This window comes from Streptomyces sp. NPDC091371, from assembly GCF_040684275.1.
Taxonomy (GTDB): Bacteria; Actinomycetota; Actinomycetes; order Streptomycetales; family Streptomycetaceae; genus Streptomyces.
This window is the reverse complement of record NZ_JBFBFP010000003.1, coordinates 47,578-65,450: the sequence shown is the minus strand read 5'-3', so window position 1 is coordinate 65,450 and position 17,873 is coordinate 47,578. Positions and strand designations below refer to the sequence as shown.

Below are 17,873 nucleotides of genomic sequence, written 5' to 3'. Positions count from 1 at the left end.
CACGGCTCCGGCACCGGCGCATCGGCCGATCGGATGACCCGCGGGTCCACCGGACCGCTCGCGGGCTCCGCCCTGCTTGCGGACCGGGCGGGCGCTCCGGCCGGGCGAGCATGGACCGGGGAGAGGGAGGGCGAACCGGCCCCGCCCCCGGAGCCGAGAGGGACACCATGAACGCGCACGACCGACTGCTCCTCGACGGCGCCCGGCGCGGCGATGCGGCGGCGGTGAGCGCCGCACTCGCCGCGGGCGCCGCCGTCGAGGCCCGCGACGACCAGCTGCGCACCCCGCTGCTGCTCGCCGCGCTCGGCGACCACCTCGCCGTGGCCGAACTGCTGCTCGCCGCCGGAGCCGACCCCAACGCCCCCGACTCGCGCGAGGACAGCCCCTGGCTGGTGACCGGCGTCACCGGCAGCGTCAGGATGATGCGCCTGCTGCTGCCGGCCGGGCCCGACCTGAAGCAGCGCAACCGCTTCGGCGGCATCTCCCTCATCCCGGCCGCCGAGCGCGGGCACACCGCCTACGTGCGCGCCGTGCTCGACGAGACCGCCATCGATGTCGACCACGTCAACCGGCTCGGCTGGACCGCGCTGCTGGAGGCCGTCATCCTCGGCGACGGCGGCCCGCGCCACGAGGAGATCGTCGCCCTGCTGCTCGCGGCGGGCGCCGACCCCGCACTGCCCGACCACGACGGGGTGACCCCGTACGAGCACGCCGCCCGCCGGGGCTTCGACGGCATGGCCCGGATCCTGCGCGCGGCCGAGGCGCAGCGGGGGACCGGCCGGTGAACCGCCGCGCGCGTCCCACGCGTACCGCCCTCGCCGCCGCCCTGCTGCTCGGCGCGTGCCAACAGGGCGCCGCCACCGTGCCGCCCGGCCCGGCGCCGTCCGCGGCCTCCCCGCTGCCGGCCGGCGCGCCGACCCCGCAAGGGCTGCTGCTGACCGCCGACTTCGGGGCCGACACCGTCACCTTCGTGGACCCGGAGCGCGGCGCGGTCGCCTCCGTCCCGGTGGGCCGGGCGCCGTACGGCCTGGCGGTCGGCGCGGACGGCCGCGCCTGGGTGGCCACGGCCGAGGGCGTCGCGGTCGTCGACACCCACACCCGGACCCGGGTGGCGAACATCCCGTACCGCACCGGCACCGGGCCCGCCACCGACGGCGAGTACCGCGGCGGCGGCATGGGCATCGCGCTCTCGCCCGACGGCGCGCACGCCTACGTCGGGGTCAACGTGCCCGGCCGGACGGGCGTCCTGGAAGTCATCGACACGGCGAAGCGCGAGGTCACCGCCGTCGTGCCGGTGGGCCGGCGCCCCTTCGACGTGGACGTGTCGGCCGACGGCTCCGAGGTCTACGCCACCGGACACGACTCCTTCGACGTCACCGTCGTGGAGGCCGGCTCCCTGCGGTCGCGGCGCATCGAAGTCGCCCCGTACGGAACCGAGGGCGGGCTCGGCTCCTGGCTCAAGCCGCACTACACGGCCGTCCGCCCCGCCGACGGGATGCTGCTGCTCCCGTTCGAGGGCGAGCGGCTCGCGGTGGTCGACCCGCGCACCGGCCGCACCGCCATCGAGCCGATGACGGCCGACACCCACCAGCACGGGGTCGCGCTCGCGCCCGACGGACGGCTCCTGGTGGTCGGCACGGGAGCGGTGGAGCCCGGCGAGGGCAAGGGCCCCTCACTGACGGTCCGTTCCCCGGACGGCACGGAACGCGTGTACCCGCTGGACGGTCCGCACGAGTCCGTGGCGGTCTCCCGCGACGGCCGCACCGCGTACGTCACGGGCGGCTACACCCGTGACGGCTACTGGAACGGCATCACGACGGTGGACCTGGCCACGGGCACCGCGCACCGCCTCCCGGCGGGCGACCGGCCCCTGGGCGTCGCCGTCCTGTGAGCCCCCGGCCCCTCAGGAGGACCGGCCGCGCCGGAACCAGCGGCGGGGAGCGGCCGGTTCGACGGCAGGCGCAGGCGCAGGCGCAGGCGCGGGCGCGGGCGCGCTGAAGGGCGGCTGGGCCTTGAAGGCGTCCTGCAGGACCACGGTGGGGGCGATCCGCGCGAGCGTCGTACGCACCAGCGTGAGCGGGTGGTCGGGGAACTGCGCGTCCCACTCCTCGTGGTCGCCGACGTGGTACGGGAGCCCGCCCGTGACGTCGGGACCGTAGGGGTGCGGGGTGAAGTAGCGCTCCGGTCCGACCCGGTCGAGGACGAGGGCCTCCCGCAGGCCGGTCATCGGGCCCTCGCCGGCCTGCACCTTCACCACGGCGCTGCAGCCGGCCCGGGGCACGGTCCAGGAGCCGAGGAAGACCTGGCCGTGCCCGTCCGGCCGCCGGACCTTGACCAGCTGCCGGACGGCGGGGACGGAGTCCACCTCGCCGGTCACCGCCTCGATCAGGCCCGCGCCGGCCCGGGCGACGGACACGGCGAGTCCGTGCCGCAGGAGGTCCGGCCGGTCCAGCGGCGCCGGCAGGTCCGGCACGAGGTCGAAGAAGTGGACCGACAGGACGAGGCCCCGGTCGTCGGTCCACACGCCGGGTTCCCGCTCGGTGAAGCCGGTGAGGTCCATGCTGCTGATCGCATTCATGCCGGACATCATCGCGAACCCCGAGGTCGCCTCCTCAGGCGGGCCCGGTGCCCGGGGCCTGGGCCGCGCGGCCCGCGCGGATCGCGGAGAGGGCGGCGGTGTGCAGGGAGGCGGGGTCGCCGCGGTGGGGGAGCGGGCTGCCGGTGAGGGTGTACCACTCGTCGGCGTCCTCGTACTGGACGTCGAAGCGGACCAGGTCCCCCGGCACCGCCGTCGTGCGCAGCGTGAGCGGGCCCGTGACCACGCCGACCTCGTCGGTCATCGCGCCGCCCGGGCCGGCGGTCACGTCGTCCTGCCAGTGGAGCGCTCCGGTCATGAGGCGCAGGTGTCCAGCATCGTGGTGAGCATCTTCTTCTCCGGTTCGGTGACGGTCAGCCCGTACGCGGACTTCACGGTGGTCCAGGCCCTGCCGTACTGGCACCAGCTCGACTTCTCCGGCGGCTGCCACAGGTCCGGGCTCTGGTCGCCCTTGGAGCGGTTCGAGGCCGCGGTCACGGCCAGCAGCTGAGGGTTGGTCAGATCGTTGGCGAAGGCCTTGCGCTTGGCGGCGTCCCAGCCGGCCGCGCCGGAGCGCCACCCCTCGGCGAGCGGGACCATGTGGTCGATGTCCATCTTCGCGGCATCGGTGACGACCACCCCGTCGTACAGGCTCTTCCAGGTGCCGGAGACCGCCCGGCATTCGGCGTCCCGCGTGACGCCGGTGCCGTCGCGCTCGAGGATGACCTCGCGGGTGTCGCACTTGTTCCCCTGCTGGGTCCAGTGCGTGAACTTGTCCCGGCTGTAGCCGGCCATCGTGCCCGCCGGCGCCACCTTCAGCGCCGCCAATTGCGTCCGGGCCACGGCCGCGTCGACCATGCCGGGCAGCGCGTCCCCGGCGGCGGCCTCGGCACCGGCCGGGGGCTTCGGGCCCGAGGCGGACGGTTTCGCGTCCGGGGCGGCCGGAGCCGTCGGACCGGAACAGCCGGCCACCGCCAGCAGCAGCGCGGCCGCGACGACCGCACCGCGCACACGTATATGACGTCCCATAACCCCACCCCGAGCGGTCGCCGCTTCCAACTGTCCCCGGAAGACTACCCAGAACCGGACATAAAACCGGCCATGGACCCTCCGTCGGGCGTTGTCAGTGGCTCTCGCTAGTCTCCCGGCATACCGCAGCTCAGGGGGTCTTCGTCCCCCCTGTCAGGGCTGCGCGGATCCGTTCGGGACAGGCGAGCAGGGGGCACGGGCTGATGGCATGGCTGGCGGCGGGCGAGGGGTACGAGATCGCCCTCGTGGAAGGGCGGGTGGCGGCGCGGTCCACCACCGGCCGGGCGGCGGGACGGCAGTTGAAGTCCCTGCCCAAGGCGCTCAAGGACCACCCCGAGGTGGACCGGCTGCGCCGGCTGTCCGAATGGCTCGACCGGCACGCCGCGGCGTGCGTCGCCCAGGTCGACACCTGGATGGTGTCCTCGCTCCCGGTACCGACCGAGCTGCTGGCCCGCGTCTGGCCGGACGAGGCCTGGCAGTCCGCCCTGCGCGACCTGGCCGTCGTCGGCGATGACCCGGAGGAGGTGGGCTTCCTGCGGGACGCCACCGAGTCCGGCGAGCTGAAGGTGGTCAACCTGGACGGCGAGACCGTACGGCTCTCCCCGCGCACGGTGACGCTGCCGCACCCGGTGCTGCTGCCCGACCTGGACGACGTACGGGAGTTCGCCGCCGAACTGGGCATCGTGCAGCGCGTCGAGCAGATCCACCGGGCCACCTGGCACAAGCCCGACGGGCTCGCCGCAGCCGCCACCGAGGTCCGCGACTACGCGGGCGGGGTCTTCCCCACCCGCTTCAGCCTCGCCGCCCGGGCCACCGGCCTCGGCTACCGGGTCTCCGGCGGCTACGCCACCTGCAAGGTCCGCGATTCCGGCGCCGGGACGGAGGCCGCCGTGTGGATCGGCGAGCCGTACTACGAGGACGAGACCACCACCGGCGCCCTGAGCTGGCACGACGAGAACGGCCGGGCGGTGCGCCTGCCCGAGGTCGGACCGGTGGCCTGGTCCGAAGGCATGCGGATGGCCGCGGCGCTGTACGCCGGGCGCAAGATCGAGGAAGGCGCGGGAGCATGAGCACTGACCAGAAGGACACGAAGCCCGCGGCCACGGCCGCCACGACCGAGGCCGTCGTGGCCGCGACCGGCCCCCGCGAGGCCGACGCACTCGGCACGAACGCGCGCCGGCCCGGCACCGCCGAGCCCGAGGCAGGCACCGCCGAGCCCGGCACCGTCGAGGCAGGCGCGGCCGAGCCCGGCGCGGCCGAGGAAGCCACGGCCGAGCCCGGCACCGTCGAGGCAGGCGCGGCCGAGCCCGGCACCGTCGAGGCAGGCGCCGCCGAGCGTGGCACTGCTGAGCCCGGCACCGCCGAGCCCGGCACCGCCGAGCCCGGCACCGTCGAGGCAGGCGCCGCCGGGACCGGCGAGGCCGAACTGCTGCTGAAGGCCGGTGCGGTGCTTCCGCCCGGCACCCCCGGCGCCGGGACCGCCGCCGTCGACCTGACCGCGCGTTCCTACCGCCACCCCGCCCTCGGCGACGACCGCGTGGTCGTCCGCCTCGCCCCCGCCGAACTGGGCGCGGCCGAGGACCTCGCCGCCGGGTTCCTGGGCCTCGTACGGGACCAGGGCGAGCCGCCGGTCGTCGGCCTGAGCCGCCGCCAGGCGCTCGGCTTCCCCGAATGGGTGCTCGTGCACCACCCCGAGGACGGCCACCACGCCCTCGCCGTCGTCCCCGAGCTCGACCGGATCGCCCCCCAGGCCAAGACCAAGCCCAAGGCCGCCCTCGACGCCTGCCACGAACTGGCCGGCCGGCTCGCCGCTTCCGTCCCGCACTTCCTGCCCGTCTTCTACGAGCAGACCGCACGGATCTTCCTCGCCGTCGAGAACACCACCTACGCCGCCCAGCTGTTCGGCCGCGCCCGCACCGCCGAGGCCCAGCACGGGCTGAGCGTCGACGAGGACCGGCTCGACACCGTCTTCCTCGAGTTCGCCCTGGCCGGCGCGCTGCCGGTCAAGGTGCTCACCGGCTACGGCAAGGACCTGGCCGCCCGCGTCACCCCCGCCGAGGCGTACGAGCGCTTCCGGCGGCTGTGCGTGCGCCGCACCGCGGGCGGACTGCCGCCCTCCGCGCAGGCCGCCACCGAACTGCGCCGCCTCGCCCGCGCCGCCGGGCTGAAGGGCACCGAGCCCGAGCAGGAGTACCTCGCCGAACTGCTGCCGCTGCCCGCCACCCTGCGCGCCGCGACCGGCTGGTGGAAGGCCCACCGAGGCGCTCTCGTCGCGCTGGCCCGCCGCGAACCGGCCGTGCGCGGCACCCTCCTCGAACTGATGCCGCCCGGCAGCGACGGCGATCTGTCCCACCTCTGGCTGGAGATCCTGGAGGAGTCGGGCGCCACCGCCGGGCTCGTCGACGCCGACCCGCCCGCCGAGCAGCGCTGCGCCGACGGAGCCGCCGGCTGGCTGGAGCGCTACCACGCCGCCCGCCACAGCGGCTGGGGCCGGCGCCCCACCCCGCCCGCCCTCCTCGACCTCGTCACCCGTGCCGCCGACCGGCTGCGCGCCGAACTCGCCGCGCCCGGCCGCGAGACCGGGCTGCGGATCGGCGTCCAGGACGTCGATCTGCTCGACCTGGTCCTCTCCCTCGGGATCCCGGTCGCCGATCCCGAAGAGAACTCCCCCGCGTACCACCGCCGCAGCCGGCTGAACGTGGAAGACTGGGCACGCGCCGACCGGCGCCGCGACCTGCTCGCCCTCGCCGCCGACCCGCGGTTCCGGCCCGCGTTCCACCGCGCCGTGAACGCCTTCGACGACGCCGAATCCGACGTCATGCGCCGCCTCGCCGCCTCGCCCGGCGGCCGCCCGATGCTCACCGAATGGATGCGGGAAGTGGCCCGCAACTCCCAGGCCGCGGGCCTGCCCGGGCTGCCCGACGCGATCAGCCGGCTGACCTGGCTGCCCGCCGAGGCCCTCGAACTCGCCGCCGAGGAGGTGGCCGAGGCGGCCGCCGCCGACGTCGGCGCGATCCTCGCCCGGACCCTGCGCGGAGGCCTCTTCGAGGAGTTCGCCTGGCCGGCTTTCGAGGAAGCGCTCGTCGAACTCGCCGACCGCAAGGCCCTGAACCGCGCCAACCTGACCGTCGTCGAGTCCTGGCCCCACCTCATCGTCGCCAACAGCATCCAGGTCCGCGTCATCGACGCCGACTCCACCGTGCTCACCCACGACCTGCGCGTGCCGACCGGCACGTCGTACCGGTACGGATTCCACTACGTCGACGGCGCGCTGCTCGTCTTCTGGTCCACCTGGGGCAGCGACGTACAGGGCTACTGGCACACCGACCCCGGACACGTGCTCACCCTGAAGACCGACCGCGCGCTCTGGTCGCTGCGCTCCGAAGAGGTCAGCCTGCCCCTGCCCGGTGGCGGCCGCACCGTCGGCGGCGGCGTCCTGCACGCCGGGGACACCGAGCTGCCCGCCGAGCGGGCAGTGCTGTGCGACGGCACCTCGTACTGGGTGTGGCGGTCCCGCGACAAGGACCAGGGCGGCGCCGGCTGGTGCGAGTACAACCCCGCCGACGGCACCCACGGCCGCTTCTCCCAGCCGGCCTTCCTCGCCGACGCGCTGCGCGACCACCCCGCCAACGCCACCCTCTCCGCGGCCTCCGCCTGGCTGCGGCCCACCCCCGCCGTCGACGGCTCGGCCCTCGGCCCGGTCGTGGACGGACTCCTCGGCTGGCAGCCGGTACACGTCCGGGACCACGGCTGGCAGGGCCGCGACACCGCCGGCCGTACCGTCCGCACTCCCGACGGCAGCAACATGCCCGTCGCGGCCCTCGCCGTCCCCGGCGACGACCGTCCGCGGTCCCTGGTCCGGAACTGGCGCGAGCTGAGCATCGGCGACCCCGACGGCGTCGTCACCGCGAAGACCAGCGGCGACCACCGCAACGAGGGCTTCGCCACCGGCAGCATCGACCTCCCGCCGCTGCCCTTCTGGTACGCCCTGCGCCCCCGCGACCCCGAGGGCTCCGCCGCCTTGCGCGCGGCCGACCGGGACACGGTCGCCGCCCTGCTCGCCGCGGCAGCCGCCGTCGAGAAGGCGTCCGACCTGCCCGGCCTGGTCGGCGCCGCCTTCCCGCAGATCACCGCACCCGAGCTGCTCGGCGGCGTCATCGAGGTCCTGCGCCTCGCGCTCACCCAGCAGAAGGCCCTGGACGCCGTCGCCGCCCGACTCCACCCGGACGCCGACGCGGCCGGGGACGACGAGACCGGTCCCGCCGACAGCCTGCTCGGCGACGCGCTGAACGGCCTCGTCGGCACCGGGTACTACCGCTGGGGAGGCGAAGCCGACGCCGCCCACCGGCTCCTGCGCGAACTCGCCGCCGCCCGCGCGGACACCGACGCCGCCCACGTGCCCGGGCGCCTCCACTGGGACCGGCCCGCCCTGCGGCACTCCGCGCTCAACTGGACGCCCTGGCTCGACCAGCCCGCCGCCCTCGCCTACCGCGCCGTCGGCTTCAGCTCCACCGACGAGCAGCGGGCCGCGCTGCTCTCCCTGCTCGACGCGGTGGACGCGCTCGGCCTCGACTCGGCCGAGGGCTCCGCCGACCGCTGGCGCCGGGTCCTGCTCCACCTCGACCAGCGCCACCTGAGCACCCCCGACGGGATCGAACGCGGCGTCCACCACAGGGGCCTGCTCCCGCTCGGCGGCGGCGCCGTGCTCGCCCTGACCGAACACAGCCAATCGGTCCCCGACGGCCACGAGTTCGGCGCGCTGCTCCACGACCCCACCGGCCGCTTCGCCGTCCCCGGCCCCTACACCGTGCGGGGCGAGGCACCGCTCGGCGACCGCGACCGCGGCGCCGGCTGGCTGCGCGCCTTCCTCGACGCCGCCGCCGAGCACGGCCCGGCGCCCTTCTTCCCGGAAGCCGCGGAGGAGTTCGCCCGCCTCACCGGAGTCTCCGGCACCCTCGCCCGGCTGGTCGTCGCGGGCCTCCCGCACGTCGACGTCCGGTACCACAACTTCCTGCCCGCCGAGCTGCGCAGCACCCTCGGCATCAAGGCCGCCGACGCGGACCACGCCCGGGACGAGCTCGAGGACCTCGACGCCGAGGTCCGGCGCGCGGTGGTCGGCGCCCTGCTGCCCGCCGACCCCGCTCAACTCTGGAGCACCGGCCCCGACGCGGGCGCCGCCGCGCAGGTGTGGAACCGGCGCGTGGGACGACGTACGCCCGTACCCGACTGGCTGATCACCGAGGCCGGGCGCGCCGTGCGCACCGGATGGTCCCTGCACCGCGCCCTGCCCGCGCTGCTCGACCCCGGGGCATCGCCGGAACTCTCCGTCGACGTGCCCTGGGCCGTGAAGGGCGACCGCGCGGAGCCGTGCGAGCCGGCCGCCGCACGCTTCACCGCCTCCGTGCTCACCGGCGCGCTCGCCCTGGCGGCCTGGCTGGCCCACCGGCTGCCCGCCGGCGACCCGGTACGGGCCGCGCTGCCGCCGGCGCTGACCGCCGTACGCCAGCGGCTGGCAGCCCCCGAACTGCTGCTCCTCATCGGCTACTACACCGACCTCGACGAGTTCCGGAAGGCGGCCGGCCCCCCGACCGAAACCGTGGAGGGCGCGGCGGGATACGAGCGCTACGGCGCGGTCATCCTGCCCACGCACGACGGCCGGCCCATGCCCGTGCTGCGCCCGGTGCTGCTGGACTCCACCGGCCGCGACCCGTACCTGCCGCTGCTGCGCGGCGCCGACCAGCAGCCCAACCTGATCGAGCGGGCCCTGCGGCTCGCCCACGACCCGGCGTTCGCCGCGCTGCTCGCCGACCCGGGCGCCCCGGTGGCGGGCACGGCCGACGCCGACGGCACCTGGTGGCCGCAGGACCCGGGCCGATCCGTGCCGGACCTGGTCGCGGAGGCCGCCGCCGCACACGGCCTCGGCTCCGACGCGGCCGCCCTCTACCTGATGCTGCTCGCCATGCCCGACCCCACCGACCGCAACACCGCCCGCTGGACCGGCTGGAAGCCCGCCCGCCTGAAGGCGGCCCGCGCCGAACTCGCCGCCACCGACCTGGTGGTCCCGGCCGCCCGGAGCAGGGCGGGGCGTTCGATCTTCCTGCCGGGCGGATGGGCGGAGATGGCCTCCCCGGTACTGCCGGTGGAGCAGTGGAAGCTCGCGATGTACGAGTCCGCCGCGGCGGGCCAACTGGTGCCCGCGGAGCCCGTCGCGGACCTGTACCGCAGGGCCTGGCAGCGGGTCCGCGAGGGCGACGCGCCCTGCTTCGAGGAACTCAAGGTCAAGCGGACCCGCCCCCGGGCCCGCCGCCGCTGACGCCCCCGCCGGGGCCGGCCCCCGTACTGCCTCGTCCCGGCGAGGCGCGGCCCTCGCCGGGCGCGCGCCTCGCCGGGTGCGCCGGCCACCCAACCACTTCCGACGTCCCTGCCCTTCAAGGATCCCGATGACCCTCACCGATCAGACCGCCGCGGCGGGACCGGCCCGCCAGGTGCTCCCCGCCGAGGAGCGGTACGCCGCCGAACTCGCCTTCCTCGCCGCCCAGGACCCCGGCCCCCGCCCGCCCGGCTGGGCCCTGACCCCGCGCGCCGTCGTCACGTTCGTCTGCGGCAGCGACGGAACCGAGCTCGCCCTCCCGGGCGGCGGCGCCAAGCAGGCCATCGCCCCCAAGTTCGTCGGCGAACGCGCCCTGGTCGAACGCTGCGTGGTCACCCTCGCCGGAGAGCGCGGCCTGCTGCTCACCGGCGAACCCGGCACGGCCAAGTCGATGCTGTCCGAGCTCCTCTCCGCCGCCGTCTGCGGCACCAGCGCCCTCACCGTCCAGGGCACCGCCGGCACCACGGAGGACGCCTTCCGCTACGGCTGGAACTACGCCCTGCTGCTGGCGCAGGGGCCGAGCGCCGGAGCCCTGGTCGACTCGCCCGTGCTCTCCGCCATGCGGACCGGGAAGGTGGTCCGCGTCGAGGAGATCACCCGCTGCCTGCCCGAAGTTCAGGACGCGCTCGTGTCGATCCTGTCCGACCGGCGGGTCAGCGTGCCCGAACTGACCGCCACCGAGGACGCGGTGGTCAGCGCGGCCCCCGGCTTCACGGTCATCGCCACCGCCAACCTGCGCGACCGGGGCGTCAGCGAGATGTCCGCCGCCCTGAAGCGGCGCTTCAACTTCGAGACCGTCGATCCCATCGCCGACGCGGACGCGGAAGCCACCCTGATCCGCCGCCAGGCCGTCGCCGCCGTCGAGCGGGCCGGGGCCCCCTTCGCGGTGGACGACGCCGTACTCGACGCGCTCGTCACCGTCTTCCGGGACCTGCGGCACGGGCGCTCCGCGGAGGGGTGGGACGTGGAACGCCCCGGCACGGTCATGTCCACCGCCGAAGCCGTCCAGGTCGCGGCCTCGCTGGGGGTCTCGGCGGCGTACCTGCCGGGCGGCGACGTGCTCGACCTGCTGCCGGGGCACCTGCTGGGCGTGGTCCGCAAGGACGACCCCGCCGACCACGGCCGCCTCCTCGGCTACTGGGACGGCCCCGTCCGCCGCCGGGCCGAGGACGGCTCCGCGATGTGGCGCCGCCTCTGGGACCTGCGCGGGAGCCTGCGTTGACCGCCGACCCGCGCACCGCCCTGGACGCCCTGGCCGCCGCCCGTACGCCCTACCTGCTCGGCGTACGCCACCACAGCCCGGCGCTGGCGGCGGTGGTCCCCGCCCTGCTGGACGCCTCCGGCGCGGACGTGGTCTGCGTGGAGCTCCCGGCGGACTTCCAGCCGTGGGTGGACCACCTGGCCGACCCGGAGACCCTGTCCCCGGTCGCCCTCGCGGGCACCTCCCGGGACGGCAGCCTCGCCTTCTACCCCTTCGCGGACTTCTCCCCGGAACTCGCGGCCATCCGCTGGGCCGCCTCCCACGGCGCGACCGTCCTGTGCTGCGACCTCCCCCTGGCGTCGGATGCCTGGACCCCGGGAAGCCCCGCCCCACAGCCTGCTGTTCCGGGTCAGGTCCCGGGCATGGTCTCGGCACCGGTCCCGCGCGGAGACGCCGGGGTGGAACCCGCGGGCAGGGGTTCCTTCGCGGACGGGCTCGCCGCCGCCGGGACCGGGCGGGACGGGGAGGACATGTGGGACCGGGCCGTCGAGGTGCTCGCCCCCGGCTGCTCCCCGGAGGCCGTACGCCGCGCCGCGCTCGGCGTCGGATGGGCCCTGCGCACGGACACCGCCGCCGTCCCGGCGAGGGACCTGGCCCGTGAGGCGTACATGCGCGAGGTCATCGCGGGCGCCGTCGCCGCAGGCCACCGCGTGGCCGCCGTGATCGGCGCCTTCCACGCCCCGGCCCTCCTGACCACGGCCCCGCCGGCCGGCCCGGAGGAAGCTGCCCTGCCCGCTGCGGCCCCCGCTACCGGCGTGCGGGGTGCGGAGGACGCTGCCGAACTGGCTGCGCAGGCCGGGGCCGAGAGGGCCGTCCTGCCTGGCGCGGCCCCCCGCGGCGGGGCCGGTACCGGCGTTCCGGGTGCGCGGCACGGTGCCGACCCGGCTGCGCCGGGCGGTGTGGGGGGAGGTGCCGTGTCGGGCGTGGCCTCCGACGGTGGGGCCGGTACCAGCGTTCCGGGTGCGGGGCATGCTGCGGAACCAGCTGCGCAGGCCGGGGCCGAGAGGGCCGTCCTGTCCGGCGCGGCCCCCCGCGGCGGGGCCGGTACCGGCGTTCCGGGTGCGCGGCACGGTGCCGACCCGGCCGCGCCGGGTGGTGTGGGGGGAGGTGCCGTGCCCGGCGCGGTCACCGGCAGCGGCGTCCTGCCGGGCGCGGCTGCCGACGGTCAGGGCGACCGCGTCGGGGCGACCGTCGTTCGCGCACCCCGTCCCGGGGATGGTGCCGACCCGGCCGCGGTAGGCGACGGCCCAGCCGCCGGGGCCGGGGTGGCTACCCCGAGGGGCCCGGACTCCGGCCTCCGCGCCGCGCGGCACGGTGCCGGGGCGGGGGTGGCCGGAGAGGGGGCCGCGGGGGTCGTCACCTCGCTCGTGCCCTACTCGTTCGACCTGCTCGACTCCCGCTCCGGCTACCCCGCCGGGATCCGGGACCCGCTCTGGCAGCAGGCCGTCCTGGAGGCCGGCGGGGACCCCGCACAGGTGCGGGAGGCGGCTTCGCGGGCCGTCACCCGGCTCTGCCGGGAGCTGCGCCGGGCCGGGCACACCGCCGGGACCGGCGAGGCCGCCGAGACCCTGCGGCTCGCCTGCGACCTGGCCGTCCTGCGCGGGCTCCCCGCGCCCGGCCGCGGTGAGCTGCTGGAGGCCGTCACCACCGTGCTCGGCCAGGGCGAACCCCTCGGCCGGGGCCGGGCGCTGGCCCGCGCCCTGGAGGCCGTCTTCGTCGGCACCGCCCGCGGGCGGGTCACCCCGCACGCCCCCCGTTCCGGCCTCGGCCCCGCCGTCGAGGCGGAGCTGGCCGAACTGCGGCTCCCCGGCCCCGATGACCCCGCCCCGCGCGAACTCCGCCTCGACCCGCTGCGCTCCGCGCTCGACGCCCGCCGCGAGGTGCTGCTGCAACGCCTCCTCGTCTGCGGCGCCTCCTACGGCGAGCCCGCCCCTGTGGCCGCCACCGGCGACGGCACCGCCCTCGGCACCAAGTGGCGGCTGGCCTGGACGCCTTCCGTACCGGCCCGGCTCGACCTCGCCGGGGTGCGAGGCGTCACCGCCGCCCAGGCCGCCGCCGGAACCCTCCGCGACACCGCCCGCCGCGCCGCCGCCGACGGCGGGCCGACCCCGGCGCAGATCCTCGCCGGGCTCGGCGCCGCCGCGCGGTGCGACCTGCCCGGGCTGGTCGACGTACGCCTGCACGAGGCGGCCACCGCCCTGCCGCAGACGGCCACCCTGCCCGAACTCCTCGACGCCCTCGACCTCCTCGACGCCCTCCACCGCGGCCACCTCCCCGGCACCTCCGCCGCATCCCGCGCCACCGCGAGCGCACTCACCGCCGACCTCCTCGAAGCGGCCGTCCGCGCCCTGCCCGGCCTCGCCGGCAGCGAGGACCCCGCCGACGCGGCCGCCCTCGTGGCCCTCGCCGACCGCGCCGCCGCCCACCACCTGGGCCTGCGCACGGACGACGCGCTCGCCGCCCTCGCCGCCACCGGCTCCCCGCTGATGCAGGGCGCGGCCTCGGCCGTACGGGTCGTCCTCGACCTCGATCCCGCCCCCGAGCTCGGCGCCCGCGCCGCCGGATGGATCGACGGCGCCGCCACTCCCGACACCCGGCGCGCCCTGACCCGCCGGCTCGGCGGACTCCTCACCGCCGCCGGGCCGCTGCTCCAGGCCTCCCCGGCCGCGCTCACCCCGCTCCTCGACCGGGTCGAGCACCTCGACGACCGCCTCTTCCTCGACCGCCTCCCCGCCCTGCGCGGCGGCTTCGACGCCCTGTCGCCCGCCGCCCGCGACCGGCTCCTGCACACCGTCGCCGAACGCCTCGGCGACCGGATCGACCTCACCCTCGACGCCCCGCCCGCGCTCCTCGCCCTCTGGGCCGCCGCCGACGCGGCCGGACTCGCCGCGGTCGAGGCCCTCCCGCTGCCCAGGACGGAGCCCGCGAAAGCCCCCGAGCCGGCGCCCGTCGCGCCTCCTCTCCGGCCCACCCCGTCGCCCCACACCCGGCTCGCCCCCGCCGACCGCTGGCGGCTGCTGCTCGGCCGGGAACGCGACCGCCTCCCCGCCGGAGCCCGCCGCTACGCCCACGCACTCGACGAGCTGTACGGCGCCGGCCGCGGCGAAGGCGCCTCCGAACCAGGGGCCGGCGCGGGCCGGGGCGGGGGCCAGGAGGCCTCGTACCCCACGGCCCGGGAGTGGTCCGAGGAGCTGGAGTCCCTGTTCGGCGCCGACGTACGGGAAGAGGTGCTCGCCGGAGCCGCCGAAGCGGGCCGCACCGACGTGCTCACCCAACTCGACCCGGCTACCGTACGGCCCTCGGTGGAACTCCTGAGCTCCGTCCTCTCCCTGGCCGGCGGCATGCCCGAAGCCCAACTCGCCCGCCTGCGCCCCCTGGTGCGGCGCCTGGTCGACGAACTCGCCAGGGAACTGGCCACCCGGCTGCGCCCGGCCCTCTCCGGCCTCGCGACCCCGCGCCCCACCCGCCGCCCCGGCGGCACCCTCGACCTGGCCCGCACCCTGCGCGCCAACCTCGCGCACACCCGCCGCCTGGACGACGGCAGCGTGGTCGTCGTCCCGGAACGGCCCGTGTTCAGCACCCGGGCGAGCCGCCAGGCCGACTGGCGGCTGATCCTCGTCGTCGACGTCTCCGGCTCCATGGAGGCCTCGGTCGTCTGGTCGGCCCTCACCGCGGCCGTCCTGGGCGGAGTGCCGACCCTGTCCACCCACTTCCTCGCCTTCTCCACCCAGGTGGTGGACCTCACCGACCGGGTGGACGACCCGCTCTCCCTGCTCCTGGAGGTCCGGGTCGGCGGCGGCACGCACATCGCCGCCGGGCTCGCCCACGCCCGCTCCCTCATCACCGTCCCCAGCCGCACCCTCGTCGTCGTGGTCAGCGACTTCGAGGAGGGCGCCCCGATCGGCGGACTCCTGGGCGAGGTCCGGGCGTTGGCCGCCTCCGGCGCCCACCTGCTGGGCTGCGCCGCGCTCGACGACGCGGGCACGCCCCGCTACAGCGTTCCCGTGGCCCGGCAACTCGTCGCGGCCGGCATGCCGGTGGCCGCCCTCAGTCCCCTCGCCCTCGCCCGCTGGGTGGGCGACCGCCTCCGTGGAGAAGCCAGTTGAGCACCGAACTGCCCGCCGTCGCCCCTGAGGTGCTCGCCGAGGCCGTCGAGAACCTCACCGCGCGGCTGCGCAAGAAGCTCGATGCCGCCGCCGCGAGCTGCGCCGCGGACGCCACGGGTGGGGCGGACGGCAGTGTCGCCGTCCGCTTCGGGGAGGACGCCGTGGTGACCCTGAAGCCGGGGCCGGAGGGTACGGTCACCCTGGCCGAACAAGCCGTGTGCAGCTGCCTGTTGGCCCCCCGCTGCCTGCACCGGACCGCGGTCCTGGCCGCGGCGCCGCTCGCGGACCCGACGTCGGGTGAGCCCCCGACGGCACAGCGGGCCGCCGACCCTGCCGGCCCTGCCGGGGGCGGCGAGCCGGCCGGGAACGTCGGGCCCGCCGGCCCTGCCGGGGACGCTGAGCCGGCCGGGAGCGCCGGGCCTGCCGGGAGGGTCAGGAGCGCCGGGGGCGCAGGGCGAGCCGGGAGCGCCGGGCCCGCTGGGTCGGCCGGCCTGGTCGGGGGCGCCGGTCCTGCCGGGGGCGCCGGGCATGTCCGGGGCGGCGGGCCGGGCGTGAGCGCTGGGCCCTCGACGCCCCTCACCGCCGCCCAGACCGGCGCCGCCGCCGCGCTCTGGCAGGCCGCCGCCGAGGCCCTCGCCGCCGGAGTGACGGCCGGGGGAGCCGTGGTCCAGGCCGAGTTGCTGCGCGCCGCGCACACCGCACGCCTCGCCGGGCTGCCGGCCGCCGAGGCAGCCGCCCTCCGGGTCGTACGCGGCCTGCGCGCCGCCCGCGACCGGAACGCCGGCCAACGCCTCGCCGACCTCACCGGAGCCTTCCGCGCCCTGCTCACCACCGCCGCACTGCTGACCGCCGGCTCCGCCGGCCCCGGCACCGTACGCCGCGCGTACGCCGCCGGCGGCAGCCTCCAGGTGCACGGGCTGTGCCGGGAACCCGTACTGTCCGCCACCGGGTACGGGGGAGTGGTCACCCACCTGCTGGCCCCGGACGGCGCCCGCTACTCGGTCTCCGACGTACGCCCCGGCGGCCTGGCCCGCGCCCGCGGAGCGGGAACCGCCTCCGTGGCCCTCGGCGGCGCGGTCCTCGACCACGCCGGACTCGCCCGCGGCGGCCTGCGCATCGTCGGCGCGACGGTCTCCCCGGAAGGCCGGCTCGGCGCCGGACGCGAGGTCAGGGCGACGCCGCTGCCAGGTATCCCCTGGACGGAGCGGCCCGCCGCCGCACTCTTCGCCCGGCCGGCGGCCGAGGCCGTCGCGGAGCTGCTCGCGGAGGGGGCGGCGGAGGCGGCCGAGCCCGCACTGCTCGGCTGCGACGTCACGGTCGTCGGCGCGGCGGGGGAGCACCTCCTGGTCCGCGAGGTCCGCGAACACGCGCCGCTGCTGCGCCTGCTGCCCGCGCACCCCCACCCCGAGTTGCCCCACGCGGAGAACCTGCGCCGCCTCGCCGGGTACCCCGGGCTCGTGCTCCGCGTCCTGGGCCGCCCCGACCTGGACCGCGCCGCCACCCTGCGCCCGCTGGCCGTCGGCCCGGTGCCCGGGGCGGAGTACACCCTCCGGCTGCCCGAGGAGTGGCTGGGCCGCGCCGACCTCGGCTACGACCGCCTCCAGGGAGGGCACTTCCCGCCGCGCGCCGCCGCCCCCGAACCGGCCCCCGCGGCCGAAGTCCCCGACGCCCTGGCCGACTCCCCGCTGTGGCGGACGCGCCGCCTCCTGGAGACCGGGGTCGCGGGCGGCCGCCGGGCCGTCGCCGAAACGGCCCGCGCGGACGGGCCGCCGACCGCCTACGGCCCCTTGCGCCGGGCCGGTCTCACCGCGGCCGCGGACCTGGCCGCCGCCCTCGCCGCCGAGGCCGACCGACGCCCCCGCAACGCCTTCGGCCGCCTCGCCGACCCCTCGGCCGACGGCTACGCCCGGGCCTGGCTGGCCGCGGCCACCCACCTCGCGGCGGCGGAGCGCCTGCTCGTCGCCGCCTCCTGGGCCGCTACCCGGTGAGCAGCCACGCGCGCAGCGCGCCGACGTCCGCCGCGGAGAGGCCCCGGCCCGGATCGACGCGGAACAACAGGGCCCGGCCGGGGTGGTGGGCGGCCACCCAGGCCCGGTCGGCGTCGGTGATCTCGTCGTCGACCCAGACGAAGGGACGCCCGGCCGCGTGCCCGACGAGTACGGAGGTCTTCCAGTGGGGCCTGCCCGGCCCGCCCCGTTCGTCCTCGGGAGACGGCTCCGGCCACTCCACCAGGGGCAGTTCGGGCAGCCCGAGCCGGGGCGCGAGGCACTCGTTGGCCTCGTCCATCCAGGTCGTCGCCCACACCAACTCGCACGGCAGCGCCGCGAGCAGGGGCCCGAGCGCGGGATCGACCCTGGCGAGCAGGGGATTGGCCGCGTCCCCCTGCGGGTAAGGGCCGGCCCCGAACGGGATGAGCGGTCCGTCGACATCGAGGTAGAGGAGCGGACGGGCCGCGGAATCGGTCATGGCCGCACCCTACGTCCGGGAACCGGGGCCGGTGTTTTCCCCTCTGTCGGAGCGAAGGGGGAGACC

11 protein-coding genes are annotated in these 17,873 nt (G+C 77.2%); 7 read left to right on the top strand and 4 right to left on the bottom strand.

What is annotated here, in order from left to right; all coding sequences use genetic code 11:
• The first annotated feature begins 167 nt into the window (after positions 1-167).
• Entirely contained in the window at positions 168-785 is a 618-nt protein-coding gene (locus AB0O21_RS05495) for an ankyrin repeat domain-containing protein (protein ID WP_365166525.1), read from the top strand.
• A 77-nt stretch (positions 786-862) separates the two neighbouring features.
• A complete protein-coding gene (locus AB0O21_RS05490) occupies positions 863-1,891 on the top strand; it encodes a hypothetical protein (protein ID WP_365167123.1) in 1,029 nt (342 codons plus the stop codon).
• Positions 1,892-1,903: 12 nt separating this feature from the next.
• On the opposite strand, the gene AB0O21_RS05485 is transcribed toward AB0O21_RS05490, so the two are convergent.
• The 3 genes from AB0O21_RS05485 to AB0O21_RS05475 are packed head-to-tail and all read right to left on the bottom strand — an operon-like array spanning position 1,904 to position 3,604.
• Positions 1,904-2,578: a hypothetical protein gene (locus AB0O21_RS05485; RefSeq protein WP_365166522.1), complete on the bottom strand. Its 675-nt coding sequence runs from the start codon at positions 2,576-2,578 to the stop codon at positions 1,904-1,906.
• A gap of 34 nt (positions 2,579-2,612) precedes the next feature.
• Positions 2,613-2,894 carry a hypothetical protein gene (locus AB0O21_RS05480; RefSeq protein ID WP_365166519.1) on the bottom strand — a complete coding sequence of 94 codons (282 nt, stop codon included), beginning with the start codon at positions 2,892-2,894 and terminating at the stop codon, positions 2,613-2,615.
• A complete protein-coding gene (locus AB0O21_RS05475; protein ID WP_365166517.1) occupies positions 2,891-3,604 on the bottom strand; it encodes an HNH endonuclease family protein in 714 nt (237 codons plus the stop codon). The genes AB0O21_RS05480 and AB0O21_RS05475 overlap by 4 nt, the downstream gene beginning before the upstream one ends.
• A gap of 203 nt (positions 3,605-3,807) precedes the next feature.
• Here AB0O21_RS05475 and AB0O21_RS05470 point away from each other — a divergent pair, with 203 nt between their 5' ends.
• From AB0O21_RS05470 to AB0O21_RS05450, 5 genes are all read left to right on the top strand, one after another.
• Entirely contained in the window at positions 3,808-4,674 is an 867-nt protein-coding gene (locus tag AB0O21_RS05470; protein ID WP_365166515.1) for a DUF4132 domain-containing protein, read from the top strand.
• Positions 4,671-9,917, top strand: coding sequence for a DNA-binding protein (locus AB0O21_RS05465; protein WP_365166513.1), 5,247 nt, complete (start codon positions 4,671-4,673; stop codon positions 9,915-9,917). The genes AB0O21_RS05470 and AB0O21_RS05465 overlap by 4 nt, the downstream gene beginning before the upstream one ends.
• Before the next feature lie 127 nt (positions 9,918-10,044).
• A complete protein-coding gene (locus AB0O21_RS05460) occupies positions 10,045-11,196 on the top strand; it encodes an AAA family ATPase (RefSeq protein ID WP_365166511.1) in 1,152 nt (383 codons plus the stop codon).
• Positions 11,193-15,341: a DUF5682 family protein gene (locus AB0O21_RS05455; protein WP_365166509.1), complete on the top strand. Its 4,149-nt coding sequence runs from the start codon at positions 11,193-11,195 to the stop codon at positions 15,339-15,341. Before AB0O21_RS05460 ends, AB0O21_RS05455 begins: the two co-directional genes overlap by 4 nt.
• Positions 15,338-17,329: a hypothetical protein gene (locus tag AB0O21_RS05450; RefSeq protein ID WP_365166506.1), complete on the top strand. Its 1,992-nt coding sequence runs from the start codon at positions 15,338-15,340 to the stop codon at positions 17,327-17,329. Before AB0O21_RS05455 ends, AB0O21_RS05450 begins: the two co-directional genes overlap by 4 nt.
• On the opposite strand, the gene AB0O21_RS05445 is transcribed toward AB0O21_RS05450, so the two are convergent.
• The gene (locus AB0O21_RS05445) at positions 17,319-17,807 is read right to left on the bottom strand and encodes an HAD domain-containing protein (protein WP_365166504.1); all 489 of its coding nucleotides are present in this window, start codon (positions 17,805-17,807) and stop codon (positions 17,319-17,321) included. The genes AB0O21_RS05450 and AB0O21_RS05445 overlap by 11 nt on opposite strands.
• Between the last annotated feature and the right edge of the window lie 66 nt (positions 17,808-17,873).

Bases quoted from the DNA above. Each gene is read 5' to 3' on its own strand.
- AB0O21_RS05495 (WP_365166525.1), top strand. From the start codon at position 168: ATGAACGCGCACGACCGACTGCTCCTCGACGGCGCCCGGCGCGGCGAT.
- AB0O21_RS05485 (WP_365166522.1), bottom strand. From the start codon at position 2,578: ATGAATGCGATCAGCAGCATGGACCTCACCGGCTTCACCGAGCGGGAA.
- AB0O21_RS05480 (WP_365166519.1), bottom strand. From the start codon at position 2,894: ATGACCGGAGCGCTCCACTGGCAGGACGACGTGACCGCCGGCCCGGGC.
- AB0O21_RS05475 (WP_365166517.1), bottom strand. From the start codon at position 3,604: ATGGGACGTCATATACGTGTGCGCGGTGCGGTCGTCGCGGCCGCGCTG.
- AB0O21_RS05470 (WP_365166515.1), top strand. From the start codon at position 3,808: ATGGCATGGCTGGCGGCGGGCGAGGGGTACGAGATCGCCCTCGTGGAA.
- AB0O21_RS05465 (WP_365166513.1), top strand. From the start codon at position 4,671: ATGAGCACTGACCAGAAGGACACGAAGCCCGCGGCCACGGCCGCCACG.
- AB0O21_RS05460 (WP_365166511.1), top strand. From the start codon at position 10,045: ATGACCCTCACCGATCAGACCGCCGCGGCGGGACCGGCCCGCCAGGTG.
- AB0O21_RS05445 (WP_365166504.1), bottom strand. From the start codon at position 17,807: ATGACCGATTCCGCGGCCCGTCCGCTCCTCTACCTCGATGTCGACGGA.